Source organism: Nonomuraea sp. ZG12 (genome assembly GCF_052068115.1).
Classification (GTDB): domain Bacteria; phylum Actinomycetota; class Actinomycetes; order Streptosporangiales; family Streptosporangiaceae; genus Nonomuraea.
This window is the reverse complement of sequence record NZ_JBQHCW010000029.1, coordinates 17,048-34,978: the sequence shown is the minus strand read 5'-3', so window position 1 is coordinate 34,978 and position 17,931 is coordinate 17,048. Positions and strand designations below refer to the sequence as shown.

Sequence of the window (17,931 nt, the reverse complement as noted above, 5' to 3'; positions counted from 1 at the left end):
AGTCACGCGTGGAGTGCGGATTGGACACACCTCTTCGCTTTCAACCTGTACTTGCATCCCCTCGGGCTCCCCGATCTGGGAAGGCGGCGGGTATTCGACATCGACTACACGGGGGAAGTAGGTCCAGGGCTTTCGCCGCTGCACCTCCACTACGACGGGGAGACGCTGGGCGACGTCACTCCGCCGCAGGAGCCGGGCGAACCCGTCGACCTCCCCGAATACCAGCCTCTGACGGAAGGGCTGGAACTCGGCGGACACGACACGTACGACGAGGATCTGCACAGCTATTTCTGCCTGATGGGCCACATCACAGGCCGTTTCACCGATCGGGAATGGTGGACGGCGACCCGCGCCTTCTACCGCATTCCCGCGAAGGTCAGGCCATACGACGGCCCGTTCTCGTCCAGCCCGTGATCCGGCACGCCCCGCTCAGGGCGGCGCCACCGGCCAGCGGGGCAGGCAGCTCGCCGGCTTCCACCCCGCCGTCCTCTTCCCAGGCGCCGAAGTCAGCAGCAGCTCCTCCAGCTCCGTCATGGCGTGGGTGATGTTGACGCAGACCCCGCGTGGAGAGTACTCGGACGCAGTCGGGCACGGACCCGCACCGGAGGTCGTCGTGGTGCTCGCCAACTTGGACGCCGACGCGTTCCCGCCCGGTCACTCGGACCTGATGGCCAGCACGGCGTCGGCGGCCGCTCGGAGGGTGGCGATGGGGTCGTCGCCGAGGGGGTAGACGCCGACCTGGTCCGCGCCGGCATCGAGGTGCGCGGTCAGGCCGCGCGCGAGCCCGGCCGGGTCGCCGTGGGCGACCAGTGCGTCGATGAGGCGGTCGCTACCGGTGCCGGAGAGGTCCTCGTCGGTGAAGCCCAGCCGCCGGAGGTTGCTCGCGTAGTTGGTGACCTGCAACGCGTTCCCTGGCGGTGCTGCCCGGGCGACGGCGCGGGCCCGCTCGACGTCGGGCTCCGGCAGCGTGAAGTGGCCGGGGAGTACCAGCTTGCCCGTCCCGAGCACCTCCCTCGCCCGCCGGGTGTGCTCGGGCGTGACCATGCAGGGGATGGTGCCCGCCGTGCGGTCGCGGGCCAACCGCAGCATTCTCGGACCGAGGGCGGCCAGCACCAACCGCTCGGCCGGGACGCCGGCCAGCGCCAGTTGGTCCAGGTAGGACACCAGGGTGTCGTACGGCGACGCCCACTCGGTGTGGACCTCGCGGTGCCCGATCCCGACGCCGAGCAGGAACCGGCTGGGGTGGCGGGCGGCGATTCGGTGGTAGGAGGCGGCGACGGTCTCGGCGTCGGCGGTCCACACGTTGACCACGCTCGTGCCGACCACCAGCCGGGTGGTGGCGTCGAGCAGTTTCTCCGCGAAGGCGAGGTCGGCCGGTGGCGATGCGTCCAGCCAAAGCGTGCCGTAGCCGGCCCGCTCCACCTCCACCGCGCTTTCCGGGCTCACCTCGTGCTCGCGTAGGTGGGCGCCGAGCAGTCCCAGGTCGATATCCATGATCCGATCCCAGCACCACGCCGCATCGGAAACCAGGACCAGTTCCGACGCGCTCGATAACCTGAGGGCATCGTCGCAGAACAGGGGGCCGCTCAGTGGAACTGCGCGCACTGCGCTACTTCGTCGCGGTCGCCGACGAACTGCACTTCGGGCGGGCCGCCGAGCGGCTGCACATCGCCCAGCCCGCGGTCAGCAGGCGGATCGCTCAACTGGAACGGGAGCTGGGAGTCCGGCTGCTGGACCGTTCACCGCGCCGGGTTCGGCTCACTGCCGCGGGGCACCGGGTGCTCGCCGCGGCGCGTGATGCGCTCGCGGCCGCGGATCGGGTCCAGGCCGCCGCCGGTGCGCCGGCGGGCACCATGCGCATCGGTACCGCCGCTGGGTTCACCGCTCGCCTGGAGCGCGGGATCGACGCGCTGCGCGAGCATCCCTCGGCGCTCGGCGTCGACGTCGTGCTGGTCGACCTTCCATTGGAGGCTCGGCTGGACGACGTGCGACGGGGGGAGATCGATCTGGCACTGGCTCGGGGGGTGCGTTCGGCACCCGGGCTGAGGGTGCTGCCGACGTGGACGGAGCAGTTGTTCGCGATCGTGTCCGTGCAGCACCTCGCCGCCGGTCGCTCGACAGTGGACCTGGCCGATCTCGCCGTCGGCGAACTGCGGATCCCGTCGCGGGACCACGGCCTGTTCCTGCCGGAGGCTTTGACAGCCGCGATACGGAAGGCCGGGGTCGAAGCCCGGGTCGGCCGCCTTGCCGGGACCGTCCAGGACACGATCGTCGAGGTCGGTTTCAATCCGCGTAGCTGGACCGTGCTGCCAGGCGACCAGGTCGCGGAGATCCGCTCCACCCGGGTGCGGGCGATCCCGTTCGCACCACAGACCACGATCACCGGCAGCGTCGTGGTGCCGGTCGACCTCCCGCACACCTGCGCCGCTGCCCACCAGGCGGCCTTCGGAGACTGACCCGTCCACAGCAAGATGCGAACCCGACGCGGTGCGGCGATGGCGGCCCACACGTCGACGGCGGCATGACACGTATCCCTTCGAGGACGGGATCCTGCTCGAAGGCTGGTTCGTGCCGGCCCCGGGTTCCGATCGCATCGTGATCGTCAACCATCCGCGCTTCTTCAGCCGCTCAGGCCTGCCGTCCCACCTGGAACTTGGCGGTCGATCAACAGCGACGCCAACGGCGGCGTGACCAAGCGATTGTGAGAGTCCAGGGTCGGGGTGTCGCTGGTGCGCGGTGGTGAGGAAGTCCAGGACGAGGGGGCTGGCGTGGGTGCGGCACTCCTCGAAGTAGGCGTGCCGGCCATGGGGGACCAGATGCAGTCGGGCGTCGGGGATGCGGTCGGCGAGCAGGGGTGCGTTGGCGGTGGGGTTGAGCAGGTCGTCGCTTCCGTGGACGACCAGGGTGGGGGCGCTGATGTCCGGCAGGAGGTCCCAGGCGTTGTGCCGATCGCTGGCCGCGAGGTGGTGGCGCCGGGCGTATGCAGGCATGCGAGGGTCGCCGAGGGTGTGGTGCGTGCCGGGATGGGAGGCGAGCCATCGAGGGGTGTACATCAGCTCCAGCAGGGCCTGTCGCACGGCTCCCGGTTGAGGTTGCGTCAGGGCTTGGCGGACGTCGTCGCCGCGCTCGACGCTGTGCGGGCCGCCGGGTGAGGTGCAGCCGAGAACCAGGGCGCCTACCCGGTGGGGGTGGCGAGCCGCGATCTGCTGGGCCACTCGTCCGCCTATGGACGTGCCGTAGACGTCCGCCCGGTCGATGCCGAGTTCGTCCAGGACGGCGATGACGTCCTGGGCGAACAGTTCGGTGCTGTAGGGGGTGTCGGGCTTGTCGCTGTCGCCGGTGCCGCGGTAGTCGAGCGTGAGGGTGCTGCGAGCGGGATGGAAGTCGGCGCGAACCGCGTCCCACCAGTGGTGGTCGTTGGCCTGGTCCGCCAGCAGGACCAGCGGCGCCCCCTGGCCCTGGAACTGGTAGGCGATGCGGGTTCCGTCCGCTGTCATGGCGTACGTCATCGGCTCAAGAAGCACTCGGCCCGGCCCTCAGACACCTGCTACCACCGCGGCGCCCAGCCCCAGCAGCACGACGCCGGTGGTCACGCTGAGTCCCCGCAGGACGGTCGGCTGCGACACCAGGGCGCGCCCTCGGCTGACGGCCCAGGTGAGCAACACGTACCAGGAGGCGCTGACGAGCGCCCACAGGGCTCCCAGGGCGACGGTCGACAGGAACACCGGGCCGTTCGCGGTCACGAACTGGGGCGGCCGTGGACCACAGCAGGAAGCCGCTGGCATTGCCCGCGAGCGTGCCTCGGAGCGTACGTTGGCCGCCTTCCAGAACCTGCCGGATCATCAGGGCTTGACTCGCGCCTGGCAGCATCGCCAGCAGCAAGGTGGTGGCGATGAAAACGGGCACATGTGTGGGCATGGGAAGAACCCCTTCCGGGGATCGCGGCCGATGGATGTACCACCAGGCTTCCTGTCTCGCGCCCATAAGAGAAGTTAAAAGAGAAGGGTGCAGCGTTAGGATTAGTGAATGCTGGTGGATCCAGGACAGCTGCGGCTTCTCGCGTTGATCGAGCGGCACGGCTCCCTGACGGCGGCGGCTCACGCACTCCAACTCACGCCCGCGGCGGTCACCCAGCAGGTGGCCAAGGCCGAGCGCGACTGGCGGGTGCCCCTGGTCATCCGTGGTCCTCGCGGAGCAACGCTCACCGCGGCCGGTGCGCTGCTCGCCTCCCACGGCCGAACTGTGGAGCAGGCATCGGACAGGGCCGAGGCGGAACTGGCCGCACTGCTCGGCCACCTCTCGCTCCGTCTGCGGATCGGGACGTTCCAGGCGGCTGCCCTGCACCTGCTGCCACCGGCCCTGACGACTCTGCGACACCGCCATCCGGACGCCGACGTCTCCGTCATAGACGTGGTGTCCGGACGCGGAGCGGACGAGATCAGCGCGGGGCGCCTGGACGTCGCCATCGTCGCGTCCTGGGGCACGCCGCTCGCGCCGCCCCCACACGTACGGGCCCACTCGCTCCTGTTGGACCCGATGGTCGTGGTTCTCCCCGATGACCATCCACTGGCCACCGGGCAGCCCGCGGACACCGAACTTCACATGGAACAACTGCGCGACGAATCGTGGGTTTCCATCCTGGCCGGCCATGCCGCCCGCGAACAGTTCCACGACGCTGCCCGCGAGGCCGGCTTCACTCCCACCGTGCGGTTCGAGACCGAGTCCTACGACGTCGCCCAGGCCCTCGTCGGCACAGGCATCGCAGTGGCCCTGGTCTCGCGCCTGGCCCTGACCCATGCGCCTGGCACCACCCATCGCGAACTGGCCCACCCCAGGCCCTACCGCCGGCTCTACGCCGTGACCAAAACCGACGCCGGCCTCACACCACTCGCAGACATGCTCATCGACCTCCTACGTGATGTCGCCCGCGACATCACCGCCACCTGGGAGGCTCCCCTGCAAGAAGAACAACGCTCATCGAACTCACCGCCCGGAAGTCTGAAAAGCCCCCGGCTCTAAATCGACACCGCCTGGTCCGGAGCGGCCGCAGAACCGCTGGAACCCGTATCCGCCACTCCAGGAGTTCCTCGTCCTTCGCCATGCCAGGGCAGTGTGCACCATCCAAACGCCGCGTGTTGCCGGGCCAATGTGCAGGACCAGCATGCTGGGGCCGTCAGTCAACGTTGGCCGGCAGGCTTGGACGCGGGGGAGGGGGTCGAAGGTTGGTCGGGACGCGGGTTTTGCGCAGGGGAGAGGGACCGTCATGGCTGCAGGGGGAGCGGTGCAAGCGGCTGCCTCACGCCACCCCTACTTGGTGTCATATACGGGAACACGTGATCAGACGTGGCGCGCGAGCGGAGCACTCATATATAAATCTACATTGTAAAGGGCCTAGCTTTTTTGAAAATCCTCCATACACCGCTAACAAACCCTCACAGCAAGGCCAGTAGGACGAAGGCTTTCGCTGATCGGGTCGCTCTTGCGCGGTGAACGACCGCCTCGCGATGCGCGAGCGGACCGCCCGGAAAGATCACGCGGCGATGCGATGTCCGCATCCGCACTCTTTCGCCCATCCGGTGCCGGCCAAGCGGCTTGGGTGCCACCGGGATACGGCGGAAACGGCCGCGGGACGACATAACCGCAGGTCGGCGTTGAGCGTGCGGGCGGCCTCAGTGACCGACTCGCCATCGGCGACTTCCACGGGCCTGGTGGTCACCCAGGTAGCGGCTGTTCCACAGCGCGACGGACTGGATCAGGCGAGCAACCGCTTGACCAACCCGTCGAGGTAGTCAGGGGTGAGCGGGCCCGCGCCGAACAGGACGCGCATGTAGATCGGCGCCAGGAGATGGTCCAGCACCTCCAGTACGTCAGGGGGGTCCTCGCCACGGCCGCGGGCGCGGTCGAGCATGGCCTGCAACTGCCTGGTGCGGTCGGCCAGGAGCTCGTCGCGCGCCTGAAGGCCCTGCTGACCCTCGCCTGACAGCGCGAGGGTCAGCCGCACCAGCGCCAGGCCGTCGGGTCCGGTGACCTCGCGGGCCACGTTGGCGGCGTGGGTCCGCAGGTCGCCGGCCAGGCTGCCGGTGTCAGGCATCGGCGACTGCGTGTTGAGCCGGGTCAGCAGCACATCGCTGAGCAGGGCTTGGAGGTTGCCCCACCGGCGGTAGAGGCTGGTGTCGGCCACGCCCGCGCGGGCCGCGATGTCGCCGACTGTGAAGTTTCCGTAGCCGCGCTCCCTGACCAGCTCGGTTACGGCCTGGTGCACTGCCGCGCGGACCCGGGCGCTGCGCCCGCCGGGCCGCCTGGCCCGCCCCTGCTCATCCATGCCCCCACCTTAACGCAGTCAAGACTTGCGTTAGAGCGTATGAGGCTCTATGTTAACGCAGTCATTTACTGCTTTTAGGAGGGATGTACGTGAAAGCGCTGCTCACCCTGACCTGCGCAGGTCAGTTCATGGTGCTGCTCGACAACACGATCGTCGGCGCCGCCCTGCCCGACATGCAGCAGCGGCTTCACACCGGGCTGACCGGCCTGCAGTGGATCGTCGACGCCTACGTGCTGCTGGTGGCCATGCTGCTGCTGTCGGGCGGCGTCTTCGCCGACCGGTTCGGCCGCAGGCGGGTGTTCCTGGCCGGGGTGGTGGTGTTCACGGCCGCGTCGGTGGTGTGTTCGCTCGCGCCCTCGATCGGCTGGCTGATCGCCGGGCGGGTGCTGCAGGGCGTCGGGGCCGCGGCGCTGAGCCCCGCCTCACTGGCGCTGCTCGCCGCCGCGTATCCCGCCCCGAGAGAGCGTGTCAGAGCGATCGGGTTGTGGGCCGGGTTCAGCGGCATCGGCCTGGCCGCCGGACCGCTGGCGGGCGGGATCCTGGTGGAGTCCTTCGGCTGGCCCGCCATCTTCCTGGTCAACGTGCCCATCGGGGCGGTCCTGCTGCTGGCCGGGCTGCGCGTGCTGGGGGAGTCCCGCAACCCGAGCGCGCCGCCGATCGACGTCCCCGGCACGGTGCTGTCCGCCGCGGGCGTGGGCGCTGTGACCTACGGCCTGATCGAGGGCGGTTCCCGAGGCTGGACCTCGCCGGTGATCCTGGGCAGCTTCGCCGCCGGGCTGGTGCTCTTGGCCGCGTTCGTCGTGGTCGAGGGTCGTGTGTCGACGCCGATGCTGCCGCTGCGGCTGTTTCGTCAGCGGCTGTTCACGGTGTCCAACACGGCGATGGTCGTGGTCGGGTTCGCGCTGATGGGGTCGTCGTTCTTCTTCTCCCAGTTCTTCGTCTACGTCCAGGGCACTTCGATCCTGGTCGCCGGGCTGCAGACCCTGCCCGTCTCGCTGGCCATGGTGATCGTCAGCCCGTACGCGGGCCGGTTCGCGGCCAGGTACGGCTTCCGTGTCGTCGTCAGCATCGGCCTGGCGCTGGCCGGGCTGGGGCTGCTGGCGCTTGGCTTCGTCCACGCCGATACCGGCTACGGGAACGTGTGGTGGCGGCTGGCGGTCGTCGGCATCGGGTTCGCTCTCACCAGCAGGAGGGCGGCCTCGCCTCGGGCGTCAGCAGCACCACCCGGCAGATCGGCGCGGTGCTCGGCGTGGCGGTGCTCGGGGCGATCGTTCACACGCGTGAGTCTGGCGGAGCCTCCTTCGAGTCCGGCCTCAACAACGCTTTCCTCGCGGCGGGTGCCGTGACGCTGGCCTGCGCCGTGTTCACCGGCCTGTGGCTGACCGCGGCCCGGACGTCGAGGGGCGTCCGGGCCGAACAGGCAGGAGGCCAAGCAGTCAGTGAGCCGCCGCTGACGGCTCCTCCCAGTCGGCCCACGTCTTGAGCCGGTTGGCGTAGGCCTACTAGGGGGGCAGACCAAGTACGAGAGAAAGGGACAGTCATGTCGCTGACCAGGGCGATCAAACAGCTCCGGCCCAGCGCGCCGCATGGCCGAGATGGGGTGTGCTCCGGAGCTGACGATGGCCCGACGCGATGCGCGGGCCATGCGTCGTGGTGGCGGGTCGATGGTGTCTCAGGCGGTGGCGGGCTGGAGGAGTTCGATCTCGATGGCCAGCACACCGAACCGAGGGTTTCCTTCTCGGGGCCGTAGATGCGCTGGCGTAGCGGGCCACCCGCTTGACGCGGGTAAGGGCGTCGTCGCGGCCGAGGCCGAGCCCGCCGGGCACGCGCGGATCGGCTACGCCCGCGCCTCCACTCTTCGCCAGTCCCTGGACACCCAGCTCGACGCGCTCAAGACCGCCGGCGTCACCCGCGTCTTCGCCGAGAAGATCTCCACCCGCGCCACCACCCGCCCCGAGCTCGACAAGGCCGTCACCCTGGCCCGGGAACTGCGCGCGGCCGGGGTGGCGGTCACCCTCGTGGTGCACGAGCACAAGCGGCTCGGCCGCGGCCTGGACCTGGCCGCCCTGGCCGAGCAACTGAAGGCGGCCGGTATCGGGCTGGAGTTCCTCACCGGCGAGCTGCAGGGCTGCCACGATCCCTCGGGCGTGGTGTTCACCGTGCTCGCCGCGCTGTCGGGGATGGAACGCGAGTACATCCGCGACCGCACCCTGGAAGGCCACGAATCCGCCCGCGCCCGCGGCAAGGCCATCGGCGGCGCCGCCGTCACCGACGAGAACATGCTGTCCATGGCCCTGCACCTGCGCGGCCAGGACCTCAGCCTGCGCGACATCGCCGCCCGGCTCGTCATCACCAATCGTCTACCCGGCCCTCAACCGGCAGTGGGAACGCGCCTGGCTCTATCCCCCGCAATGGGGAGGTTCCTCCCCCGCTGGGGTGAGGTCCGCAAGATCGAAGCTCGCGAAAGTAGTCATTATGGATCTGCAAAGCATCCCGGCGATCGCCGATGGGTTGCGCAAGGTCGAGAACACCATCACTCGGCTGGGCGGCTCGTCGGCGCTGCCGGCCATCAACGAAGCAGCCGAACGCGTCATCCACGCCGGCGGCAAGCGGCTGCGTCCTGCGCTGACCCTGGCCACCGCGCTGGCCTTCGGCAAGAAGCCCGATCGTAGGGTCATCACCGCCGCCGCCTGCGTGGAACTGATCCACGCCGGGTCGCTGGTCCACGACGACCTCATGGACGGCGCCACCCAGCGGCGCGGCATCCCCACCCTCAACGCCGATCTCGGCCACAGCAAGGCGCTGGTCATCGGCGACTTCATGCTCGCCAGGGCGGGGCTGGCCGCGCTGACCGCCGTGTCCAGGCCGGTGGCCGAGGTGCTCGCCGCCACCACGGTGGAGCTGGCCGAGGGCCAGTTCCTGGAGACCGCCGACCTGTTCAACCGCGAGCGCACCCAGGAGTCCGCGCTCAGGTCGATCACCGGCAAGACGGCCGCGCTGTTCCGTGCCAGTTGCACCGTCGCGGCGATCTGCGCCCGCGCCGAGGCGCAGGACCGCGCGAGGATGGCCGCGTACGGCGAGCGGTTTGGCCTGATCTTCCAGATCCTCGACGATCTGCTGGACCTGGCCGCGCCTGCCGGCTCGATGGGCAAGCCCACCGGTCACGATCTGGAGCAGGGCGTCTACACCCTGCCAGTGCTGCGGACCAGGGCCAAGAATCCGCAGCTGCTCGACGGCGACGTGCCCGCGATCCTGGCCAGGCTCAATCGGGCCGAGATCGTCGAGGACACCCTGGCCTACTGCCGCGACCTGGCCGACCAGGCCGCCTCCGCCCTGCCCGCCTTCCGCGAGCCGGGCATCGCGGCGTCTTTGCGCGGACTGCCGCACTCCTACATCGACCAGGTGGCCGAGATGACCCGCCGGCCGGCGCTGCGGAAGGCGATCTGATGCGCACGCTGGCCGCCCTGTTGTCGATCGCTGTGGCGGGCGTCGGCGTGTGGTGGTGGACGTCGCCGGCGTCGTATCCGTTCGGCGCCCGTGACCGGGTCACCGTCTCGCTGTCGCACCTGTTCGAGCATGGCGTGGCCGGGATGATGATGGTGGCCGCCGGGGTGGTCGGCGTTGCCGCGGTCCTGCTGCGTAACCGGTGGCTAGTGGCCGCGCAGGTGCTGTTTTTCGGGGTGGTGATGTCCGACGCCGGGATCATCTCCGCGATGGGCTACCTGTTCGGGCTGGGCGCGCCGCTCGCGCTGGCCGGGTCCCTGGTGATCATGTGCGTACGCGGTCAGCGTGCCGGGTTCATCGCGCTCGGGGTGACGGCGGCGCTCACGGCGGCCGGCGTCGCCGCGGGTCTGCTCACCGGCGAGGTCATCCAGACGTACGTCACCAGTCTCACCACAAGCTTCAGCTCGTACGGCGTGCGCATCGCGTGGACGATCGCCAACGCCGCGGCGTTCATCGTGTGGCTAGTCATCGCCATCCGCCCGTTCGTCAGCCGGTCTGGCGCATGGGCTTCCGACGCGGGCTGGACCAGGCCGGAGGCGGCTGCCCGGTGGGGTCGCATCGTGACGATCGCCGCCGCGTTATGTCCGCTCCCATACGGCCTGTACCGGCTGACCTGGCTGACCCCCTGGCCCGTCCAGGATCTGCAAGGGGGGAGCCTGACCATGGCCATGCGCCTGCAGGGTTCGGTCATCGCCGTCTCCGCGCTCATCGCCGCCGTGCTCACCCTCGGGCTCATCAGCAAGTGGGGCGAGGTCTTCCCGCGCTGGATCCCCATCCTCGGCGGCCGGCCGGTTCCCGTGGGATTCCCGGTGATCGCCGGCGGTCTCATGGCCGGGTTGTTCTTCCTGGCCGGGACCGGAATGGTGATCAACGCTATCGAGCGGGACACGCTGTCGGCACTTCTCCTCTTCCCCTACCCGCTCTGGGCCGTCCTCCTGGGCGCCGCGGTGTTCGCCTACTGGCTCCGCCGCCGCCCAGTGCCCGCCCTCGCCGCCGCCTGACCGGGCCGCAGGGTCGGAAAGTGCGGGAAAGCGTGGATAGTCGGCGAAGATGGGCCGTTGGCATCGGGGTGGCCGAGGCCACGACAGCGGCGGACGACTCGATGCCCGCCGCCCCCGTCCATGCCAGGTGAGCCTCGTACGCTGCTGGACGTGCTGGACGCGACCGCCTCGCGTCATACCGGCGAGCCCGCGCTTGACGACCGGCGGCGGGTGCTGAGCTACCGGGAGTTGCGGGCCGAGGTGAGGCTGCTAGCCCTGGACCTTCACGAGGCGGGGGTACGGCGGGCGACCCGGTGGGTGTGCGGGTGCCTTCGGGGACCGCCGAGCTGTATCTGTGGATTCTGGCGGTGCTCACCGCCACAATCGTCTCCAGCCTGTTCGGCGGCATGGGCGGCTGCGCCATGATCGGCCAGACGACGATCAACGTGAAGAACGGCGCCCACACCCGGTTCTGAACGTTTGCTGGCCGGAGTGTTCCTCATGGTGCTCTGTATCCCACGCCGATGGGATGTGCGCGCATCTGGTCGATTGATCCCCAGGCGAACAACTCGTAGGTGCGCCGGTCGAACAGGAACGCCTCCGCGCGCTGGTAGGTCTGCGCGATGAACGCCCTGGTCCCGTCGTCGCCCTTCGCCCGGGCCCATCCGCCGCGCTCGAACCCCGTCGGGTGGTCGTCCGTCGGGGCGCCGTTGTTCTGCATCACTCCATCGACGGAGATCTGGGTCATGGTCGTCAGCTTCATGATCGGGTTTCCTTCGCCTTGACGCCGCCCCTTGCGGGCGGCCTCACCCCTGCTACGAACACCACCGCCCCGATCCGACACCGCCTCCCGGATTTCTATGAACAAGCTCGTGGATCAGGTCGATCGCGAAGATCCTGACCAGTGGTGGGGGGCGTCCAACGGCTCGGGCGCGTGGGCGATCTCGTCGGTGGCGTAGCCGCCGAAGCGCTGGATGCGGGCGTCAGACCGAGCACGGCGTCGGCTTCGATGGAGATGCCATTGTTCGATGAGTTCGGTGGCGTGGGTGTGGCGGAGCTGGGTGAGCAACAGTTCCTGAGTTGAGTTCCCTGGAGCTCTCCTAGCTTCCCCTCGCCTGGCCTGCGAGCTGGTGATCAAGGGGCCAGCTCGACGTCGGTGAAGTCGACCTCCTTCAGCAGGGGGTCGAACGGATCTGGCCGATGACGTAGCTCGGCAGCAGGGCGACGGCGTCCAGCACACGCCCCACGAGACATTCGGCTCTCTCGCCTGCGGGCAGCCTCCCGCCGCCCGCAGATCCACGACTCCGGTGTCCATACTGACCGTGCTTGATCGTAACCGGTGGCGAGGGGCCTATCCACCGAGGCCGGAGCGCTGCTCGGGCGGTACGTACTCGAAGGTGGGGCCGGCCACGGTGCCGTTCCCGTCGGGCAGCTCCATCAGGGCGGCCGCCTGGGCCTTGACCGCGTACATGGTGCCGGTGGCGACGCCGAGCATCGTCGGGTCGCCGTTGAAGGCCTGTTCGAGTTGGTTCAGGAGCGTGCAGTAGGTGGCATTGAACTGCTCCTGCGCCGTGCGGATCGGGTCGCCGGGGGCGTGGTCGGACAGGCGCGGGTCGGGCCGCATCGGGCGGGCGGCGGCCAGGTCCACCGTGACCGGCTCGCCGGTGGGGCCGGACTGCGGGGTGTCGCCACGCTGGTAGCGCCGGCCGAGCTTGAGCTCCTGGAAGCGGTAGTAGTGGGCGACCTCATCCCGGTCGGGGTGGAAGATGTCCTGGTCGCCGTCCCAGACCTCGCCGCGGGCGGTGCCCTCGCCCTGCTCGACGATCTCCTCCAGCGCTCCGAGCGCCGACTCCAGGTCCTTGACCGCGAACAGGTTTCCGGCGGTGTGCCGGAAATGCGCGCCGCTCAGCTGGCGGGCGGGGTCACCGCAGAAGACCTCCTGCTCGCCGAGCCGTTCGCACAGGTCACGCAGGCTCTGCTCGATCGCGTCGTAGAACTGGCCGATCGTCTCGTAGCCGTCGCCCTCAGGCGGTGCCCCGGGCGGCGCGGGCCGCTCGATCCGCAGGAACATCTCCAGCGCTTCGGGGCCGAACGGCAGCAGCGACAACTCGATGTCGCTGTGGGGCAGCGGCCGGGGGTGCGGCGGCACCATCCCCGGCGTGTCCAGCCGCGGGCGGCCGCCGACCGCGTTGAGCAGGTTCGCGGCCAGCGCCAGGTGCAGCATCTCCTCGACGAATACGCCGCCCAGCACCTCCACGGCGTCCGGGTTGCGCTCCGGGTCCAGCGAGTACAGGGCGCACAGGTACGGCGGCAGCGTCGCGTGCTCCAGCTCGATCGCCCACTGCAGGTGCTCACGCAGGCTGTCGAGTGTGTCGATCCGCGCCGGCCCACGGGCGGCGACGCCTTGCCGGTTCTCCGTGTAGGTCATGGGTGTTCTGCCTCACACTGGTGGACGGTGGCCGGTCGGTCCGGCCGTGCATCAGCTGAGACAGGACAGCACCCGGATCTGTGACAAGGCGCGCTCGGCGGGGGTGGGGATGTTCTTGGAGGATCCCCTGGACGTGCCGACGGTGGTCATCGACTTCGTGGCCGGGCAGCTGGGCATCGAGGATCCGTCGTGCGTGCGGTCATTTTGGTCTACTGCTCGGGCTGGTAGACCAGGATGACCAGGCCGGAGCTGAACGTCTTGTTCTCCAGCAGCTTCAGCTTCGCCTTCGACTCACGCCTGAACAGCGGCTCACCCTCACCGAGGATGAGGGGGTGCACCCACAGGTGGTACTCGTCGAGCAGCCCGGCCTGCGACATCGCGTCGGTCAGCTGCCCGTTGCCGTAGATGATGATGTCGCCGCCCGGCTGCTGCTTGAGCTTGGTGACCTCCTCGACGAGGTTCTCGCCCCTGATGATGGTGGAGGTGCCCCAGACGTCGGCCTTCTCCAGGGTGTCGCTGACCACGTAATGGTGCATGCCGTTGATCCGGTCGGAGAACTCGTCGCTGGGCCTGGTCGGCCAGACCGACGCGAATCCCTCGTAGGTGACCCGCCCCGCCAGCAGGGCGTCCGACCTGCGCATCAGGTCCAGGGCGTACTGGGTGGCATCGTCCGTCCGGTAGTCGAACGACCAGTTCTGCGGCTCGTCGATGTAGCCGTCGAGCGTGGTGTAGGTCGAAGCGATGACTTTCCTCATGGTTGCCTCCATTGGTGATCGTTTCTGGCGGTCCGCAGCGTACGGGCCCACCATGACAGCTGGTCAAGCGTGATTCCGGCCGCCGCATGGCAGCTCGCGCCCCGTTTGGGCCAGGAGCCGTCGGCGTCGAAGAGGTCCCAGTAGCAGGGCAGGCTGACCGCCTCGGTGACGGCCACCGCCCGCAGCACGGCGAAGATCTCACGGAGCTGGGCGACCGCGTGCAGGCCGCCCGACTCTCTGCCGTACGACACGAAGGCGACCGGTTTGGCCTGCCACTCCGCGTAGTACCAGTCGATGGCGGTCTTGAGCGGTGCGGGGAAGCTGTGGTTGTACTCGGGGGTCACCACCACGAAGCCGTCCGCCGCGGCCAGTCGCGGAGCCAGCGTCCGCACCTCGGCGGGCAGCTCCTCGCCCTCGTCGATGAGGACCTCGGGCAGCCGTGCCTCGGCCAGATCGACGACGTCGACCTCCAGCTCCCTTCGCCTGCGGGCCTGGGCGGCGAACCACTCGGCCACCGTCGGGCCGAACCTGCCGCTTCTGGTGCTACCGATGATCACCGCCACCCGCAGCCGTTCGTCGCTTGCCATGTGACTACTGTGCCGGGCGGCCCTTACCGTTTCCTTCCACCGCGCTTACCGCTCCGGCATAGGGTGACGGTCATGCGGTTTGGGGTGCTTGGCCCGCTGATGGTGTGGGACGCGGACGGCGCGCCCGTCACGATCCGTGGGCTGAAGGTCCGCGCGCTCCTGGCCGACCTGCTCCTGCACGAGGGCCGCCCGGTGTCGGCCGACCGGCTGGTCGACGACCTGTGGGGAGACGACGCCCCCGCCAACCCATCGGCCACGCTGCAGGTCAGGGTCTCGCAGCTGCGCAAGGCGCTGGGCGATCGGAACCTGGTGGCGCACCGGCCTGCGGGCTACCTGCTGCAGGTGGAGGCGGACGCCGTGGACGCGCGCCGGTTCACCGAGCTCACCAAGCAGGCCCAAGCGGCGAAAGACCCGGGAACGCGGGCCGCGCTGCTGGCCGACGCGCTGGCCCTGTGGCGGGGTCCGGCGTTCGCCGATTTCGCCGACGAGGAGTTCGCCAGGGCGGCGATCGCCCGGCTGGAGGAGCAGCGCCTGACCGCCGTGGAAGCGCACGCCGAGGCCCGGCTGCGGCTGGGAGAACACGCCTTGCTCGCCGGGGAGCTGGCCGACCTGGTGGCGCGGCATCCGCTGCGTGAGCGGCTGCGTGCCGTACACCTGAAGGCCCTGTATCGGGCCGGACGGCAGAGCGAGGCGCTGGACAGCTACGCCGACCTACGCGAACGGCTCGGCGAGGACCTCGGCCTGGAACCCAGCCCCGAGCTGGCCGAGTTACAGCGGGCCATCCTCGCCCAGGACCCTGACCTCGCTCCAGTGGTACGGCACGCCACCAACCTGCCCGCTCCGCTCACCGAGCTGATCGGACGGGACGAGTCATTGGCCGCGGTATCCGCACAGCTCGGGGCGCATCGGCTGGTGACGCTCTGCGGGTCCGGCGGGGTGGGCAAGACTCGGCTGGCCGTGGAGACGGCGGGCCGGCTGGTCTCCGCCCACGCCGACGGTGTCTGGCTGGTCGAGCTGGCCTCCATGCCCCGGTCCGGCGAGGTGGCCGAGCTCGTGATGGCGGTCATGGAGATCCGCGACCCGGGCGGCGAGCCGCTCTCGGCACGCGACCGGCTGGCGCGTGCGCTGCGCAACCGGCGGGTGCTGCTGGTGCTGGACAACTGCGAGCACGTCGTGGACCAGGTGGCGGACCTGGCGGAGGCGTTGCTGCGGGCCGCGCCGGAACTCCGAATCCTGGCGACGAGCAGGGAGCCGCTGGCGCTGGCCGGCGAGGTGGTGTGGAACGTGCCGCCGCTGGAGCAGGACAGCGCGGTCCGGTTGTTCGCGGCCAGGGCGGCGGCCGCGCACAGCGATTTCCGGCTCGACGACTCGACCACCCCCGCCGTCTCGTTGCTGTGCAGGCGGCTGGACGGGATCCCGCTGGCGCTGGAGCTGGCCGCCACCAGGGTGCGGGCGCTGGGCGTGGACGGCCTGGTGGACCGGCTGGATGACCGCTTCCGGCTGCTGGCGACCGGGCATCGGGGTGCGCCTCCCCGCCAGAAGACGCTGACCGCCATGATCGACTGGAGCTGGGAGCTGCTGACCGAGCAGGAGCGGCTCGTGCTGCGCCGCCTGGCCGTACACGCCGACGGGTGCATCCTGGAGGCGGCCGAGGCCGTGTGCCCCGGCGACGGTGTGGCCGCCGATGATGTCCTCGACCTGCTCGCCCGCCTCGTCGACAGGTCGCTGGTGGCCAGGGTGGGAAACCGCTTCCGCCTGCTGGAGTCCGTCGCCGCCTACTGCGTGGAACGCATGCGAGAGGCAGGCGACCTGAATGAGGTACGGCACCGCCACCATGCCTATTACACCGATCTCGCTGAACGAGCCGCCCCCCACCTCTACGGCCCTGACCAGCGCCAGTGGCTCGGCCGGCTCGACGCGGAGGCCGCCAACCTCCGCGCCGTCGTGGACGGCGCTCATCCGGAGCTGACCCTCCGTCTCGCCAACGCCCTCACCTGGTACTGGTACCTCCGCGGCCGCCTGACCGAAGCCGGTCGCTCACTCGAAACCGCCCTCACCGCAGCGGGTGGCGGGGTGCGGTCTGTGGCGATGGCGTGGCTTATGGGCATCTCCGTTCTGAAGGGCGGGAGTCCCGAGTGGGTGGCCCGCCGGGATCAGGCAGCGGAGGTGTTCGCCGGAGAGCTGGGGGAGCGGGCCAGGGCCGCATGGTTCCTGGCCTTCGCGCTGGTGAACCTGGGCGAGATGGAAGCCGCTGAAGACCTGCTCGACAGGGCTCTGGAGGCCCTGCGCGCCGCGGGTGACCGGTGGGGCGAGGCGGCGGCGCTGAGCACTCGCGCCCAGTTCGCGCACGTACGCGGCAACCTGACCGTACTCGAGCGGGCAGCGACCGGAAGCGCGGAGCTGTTCGCCGACCTCGGCGACCGATGGGGTCAACTGCAGGCATCGGCCTGGCTGGGCGGCCTGGCAGAACTGACCGGCGACAACGACCGCGCCGCCAGACTGCACGAGGAAAGTGTGCACATGGCGGAGGAGCTGGGCCTGTGGCCGGAGGTCAGCGGTCAACTCGCCTGGCTCGGCTGGACCCACGTGCAACTGGGCGACTACGCGAAGGCCTGGAAGCTGTGCGAGCGCGCCTTCCGCCTCGCCACGGAACAGGACTACGCGGGCGGCGAGATCCTCGCCGAGATCGGCCTCGGCTCCGCCGCCCGCAGGCAGGGCGAGTTCGATCTCGCCGAGAAACACCTCGGCAATCTGGTACGGCGGGCGAAGTCAGGAGGCGGCGCCGAGCCCCTGTACCTCTCGATGGTCCTGGTCGAACTGGGCTTCACCGCCGAGGAACGCGGCGACGCCGAGGCCGCCCGCGCCCTGCACCTGGAGGCGTACAGTGCGGCACGCAAGCTCGACGCCCCGCACAGCGCGGTCGCCGCCGCGGAGGGCCTGGCCGGGGCCGTGGCCCTCGCGGGCGCCCACGCCCACGCCGCCCGGCTCCTCGGCGCGGCGGCTGCGTCCCGCGAGGCCACCGCCCTGCCGCAGTCCCCGGCGGAACGTGCCGACGCCGACAGAATCGCCGCAATCTGTCGCCAGATCCTGGGCGAAGAGACCTTCACCACTGAATACACCGCCGGCCGCCACCAGACCCTGGACGAGACGATCACATAAGCACGTCGTGGTCCTTGTACGGAAGATCCTGGCCCGTCGCCCACAGTGAGACGGTGCTGCGCGGGTTCTACGACCTGCACCGCGATACCGGATCCTGGCCGTTGGTCAACCCTTTCCCGCTGGACTTGGCGCGTCGCTCCGGACGCGCACACGCGCACCACAATCCGATGGAAGCCTGGGCGCGGAAGAACGTGCG

17 protein-coding genes and 2 pseudogenes are annotated in these 17,931 nt (G+C 69.9%); 10 read left to right on the top strand and 9 right to left on the bottom strand.

Features of this window, described 5'->3' with window-relative positions; translation table 11 throughout:
* Nucleotides 1-51 precede the first annotated feature (51 nt).
* Nucleotides 52-414, top strand: a complete 363-nt coding sequence (locus tag ACTMTF_RS42475) for a hypothetical protein (protein ID WP_441115763.1) — start codon at nucleotides 52-54, stop codon at nucleotides 412-414.
* 240 nt (nucleotides 415-654) lie between these two features.
* Here the strand turns inward: ACTMTF_RS42475 and ACTMTF_RS42470 are convergent, their stop codons facing one another.
* The gene (locus ACTMTF_RS42470; protein WP_441115762.1) at nucleotides 655-1,494 is read right to left on the bottom strand and encodes a TIGR03620 family F420-dependent LLM class oxidoreductase; all 840 of its coding nucleotides are present in this window, start codon (nucleotides 1,492-1,494) and stop codon (nucleotides 655-657) included.
* A 95-nt stretch (nucleotides 1,495-1,589) separates the two neighbouring features.
* On the opposite strand from ACTMTF_RS42470, the gene ACTMTF_RS42465 reads away from it, so the two are divergent.
* Nucleotides 1,590-2,456 carry a LysR family transcriptional regulator gene (locus ACTMTF_RS42465; RefSeq protein ID WP_441115761.1) on the top strand — a complete coding sequence of 289 codons (867 nt, stop codon included), beginning with the start codon at nucleotides 1,590-1,592 and terminating at the stop codon, nucleotides 2,454-2,456.
* Nucleotides 2,457-2,840: 384 nt separating this feature from the next.
* On the opposite strand, the pseudogene ACTMTF_RS42460 reads toward ACTMTF_RS42465, so the two are convergent.
* A pseudogene (locus ACTMTF_RS42460) lies at nucleotides 2,841-3,497 on the bottom strand (alpha/beta fold hydrolase); the annotation flags it as partial.
* A 39-nt stretch (nucleotides 3,498-3,536) separates the two neighbouring features.
* Nucleotides 3,537-3,743, bottom strand: coding sequence for a hypothetical protein (locus ACTMTF_RS42455; protein ID WP_441115760.1), 207 nt, complete (start codon nucleotides 3,741-3,743; stop codon nucleotides 3,537-3,539).
* Between the two features lie 283 nt (nucleotides 3,744-4,026).
* Between ACTMTF_RS42455 and ACTMTF_RS42450 the strand changes: the two genes are divergently transcribed.
* A complete protein-coding gene (locus ACTMTF_RS42450; RefSeq protein WP_441115759.1) occupies nucleotides 4,027-5,019 on the top strand; it encodes a LysR family transcriptional regulator in 993 nt (330 codons plus the stop codon).
* A gap of 733 nt (nucleotides 5,020-5,752) precedes the next feature.
* On the opposite strand, the gene ACTMTF_RS42445 is transcribed toward ACTMTF_RS42450, so the two are convergent.
* Nucleotides 5,753-6,322: a TetR/AcrR family transcriptional regulator gene (locus ACTMTF_RS42445; protein WP_441115758.1), complete on the bottom strand. Its 570-nt coding sequence runs from the start codon at nucleotides 6,320-6,322 to the stop codon at nucleotides 5,753-5,755.
* 89 nt (nucleotides 6,323-6,411) lie between these two features.
* Between ACTMTF_RS42445 and ACTMTF_RS42440 the strand changes: the two genes are divergently transcribed.
* From ACTMTF_RS42440 to ACTMTF_RS42420, 5 genes and pseudogenes are all read left to right on the top strand, one after another.
* Nucleotides 6,412-7,668 carry a DHA2 family efflux MFS transporter permease subunit gene (locus ACTMTF_RS42440; protein WP_441115757.1) on the top strand — a complete coding sequence of 419 codons (1,257 nt, stop codon included), beginning with the start codon at nucleotides 6,412-6,414 and terminating at the stop codon, nucleotides 7,666-7,668.
* A gap of 240 nt (nucleotides 7,669-7,908) precedes the next feature.
* A pseudogene (locus ACTMTF_RS42435) lies at nucleotides 7,909-8,556 on the top strand (recombinase family protein); the annotation flags it as partial.
* A gap of 241 nt (nucleotides 8,557-8,797) precedes the next feature.
* On the top strand, nucleotides 8,798-9,769 hold the full coding sequence (locus tag ACTMTF_RS42430; protein ID WP_441115756.1) for a polyprenyl synthetase family protein: 972 nt from the start codon (nucleotides 8,798-8,800) through the stop codon (nucleotides 9,767-9,769).
* Entirely contained in the window at nucleotides 9,769-10,827 is a 1,059-nt protein-coding gene (locus ACTMTF_RS42425; RefSeq protein ID WP_441115755.1) for a hypothetical protein, read from the top strand. Before ACTMTF_RS42430 ends, ACTMTF_RS42425 begins: the two co-directional genes overlap by 1 nt.
* A gap of 305 nt (nucleotides 10,828-11,132) precedes the next feature.
* On the top strand, nucleotides 11,133-11,282 hold the full coding sequence (locus ACTMTF_RS42420; protein WP_441115833.1) for a hypothetical protein: 150 nt from the start codon (nucleotides 11,133-11,135) through the stop codon (nucleotides 11,280-11,282).
* A gap of 23 nt (nucleotides 11,283-11,305) precedes the next feature.
* On the opposite strand, the gene ACTMTF_RS42415 is transcribed toward ACTMTF_RS42420, so the two are convergent.
* The gene (locus ACTMTF_RS42415) at nucleotides 11,306-11,569 is read right to left on the bottom strand and encodes a hypothetical protein (RefSeq protein ID WP_441115832.1); all 264 of its coding nucleotides are present in this window, start codon (nucleotides 11,567-11,569) and stop codon (nucleotides 11,306-11,308) included.
* A 171-nt stretch (nucleotides 11,570-11,740) separates the two neighbouring features.
* On the opposite strand from ACTMTF_RS42415, the gene ACTMTF_RS42410 reads away from it, so the two are divergent.
* Nucleotides 11,741-11,890 carry a hypothetical protein gene (locus tag ACTMTF_RS42410; RefSeq protein WP_441115754.1) on the top strand — a complete coding sequence of 50 codons (150 nt, stop codon included), beginning with the start codon at nucleotides 11,741-11,743 and terminating at the stop codon, nucleotides 11,888-11,890.
* Between the two features lie 267 nt (nucleotides 11,891-12,157).
* Here the strand turns inward: ACTMTF_RS42410 and ACTMTF_RS42405 are convergent, their stop codons facing one another.
* The 4 genes from ACTMTF_RS42405 to ACTMTF_RS42390 are packed head-to-tail and all read right to left on the bottom strand — an operon-like array spanning nucleotide 12,158 to nucleotide 14,576.
* A complete protein-coding gene (locus ACTMTF_RS42405) occupies nucleotides 12,158-13,234 on the bottom strand; it encodes a ferritin-like domain-containing protein (RefSeq protein ID WP_441115753.1) in 1,077 nt (358 codons plus the stop codon).
* 51 nt (nucleotides 13,235-13,285) lie between these two features.
* The gene (locus tag ACTMTF_RS42400; RefSeq protein WP_441115752.1) at nucleotides 13,286-13,411 is read right to left on the bottom strand and encodes a hypothetical protein; all 126 of its coding nucleotides are present in this window, start codon (nucleotides 13,409-13,411) and stop codon (nucleotides 13,286-13,288) included.
* Between the two features lie 32 nt (nucleotides 13,412-13,443).
* Nucleotides 13,444-13,989, bottom strand: coding sequence for a dihydrofolate reductase family protein (locus tag ACTMTF_RS42395; RefSeq protein WP_393173907.1), 546 nt, complete (start codon nucleotides 13,987-13,989; stop codon nucleotides 13,444-13,446).
* On the bottom strand, nucleotides 13,986-14,576 hold the full coding sequence (locus tag ACTMTF_RS42390) for an NADPH-dependent FMN reductase (RefSeq protein ID WP_441115751.1): 591 nt from the start codon (nucleotides 14,574-14,576) through the stop codon (nucleotides 13,986-13,988). The genes ACTMTF_RS42395 and ACTMTF_RS42390 overlap by 4 nt, the downstream gene beginning before the upstream one ends.
* Before the next feature lie 72 nt (nucleotides 14,577-14,648).
* Between ACTMTF_RS42390 and ACTMTF_RS42385 the strand changes: the two genes are divergently transcribed.
* On the top strand, nucleotides 14,649-17,735 hold the full coding sequence (locus tag ACTMTF_RS42385) for a BTAD domain-containing putative transcriptional regulator (protein ID WP_441115750.1): 3,087 nt from the start codon (nucleotides 14,649-14,651) through the stop codon (nucleotides 17,733-17,735).
* Nucleotides 17,736-17,931: the final 196 nt, after the last annotated feature.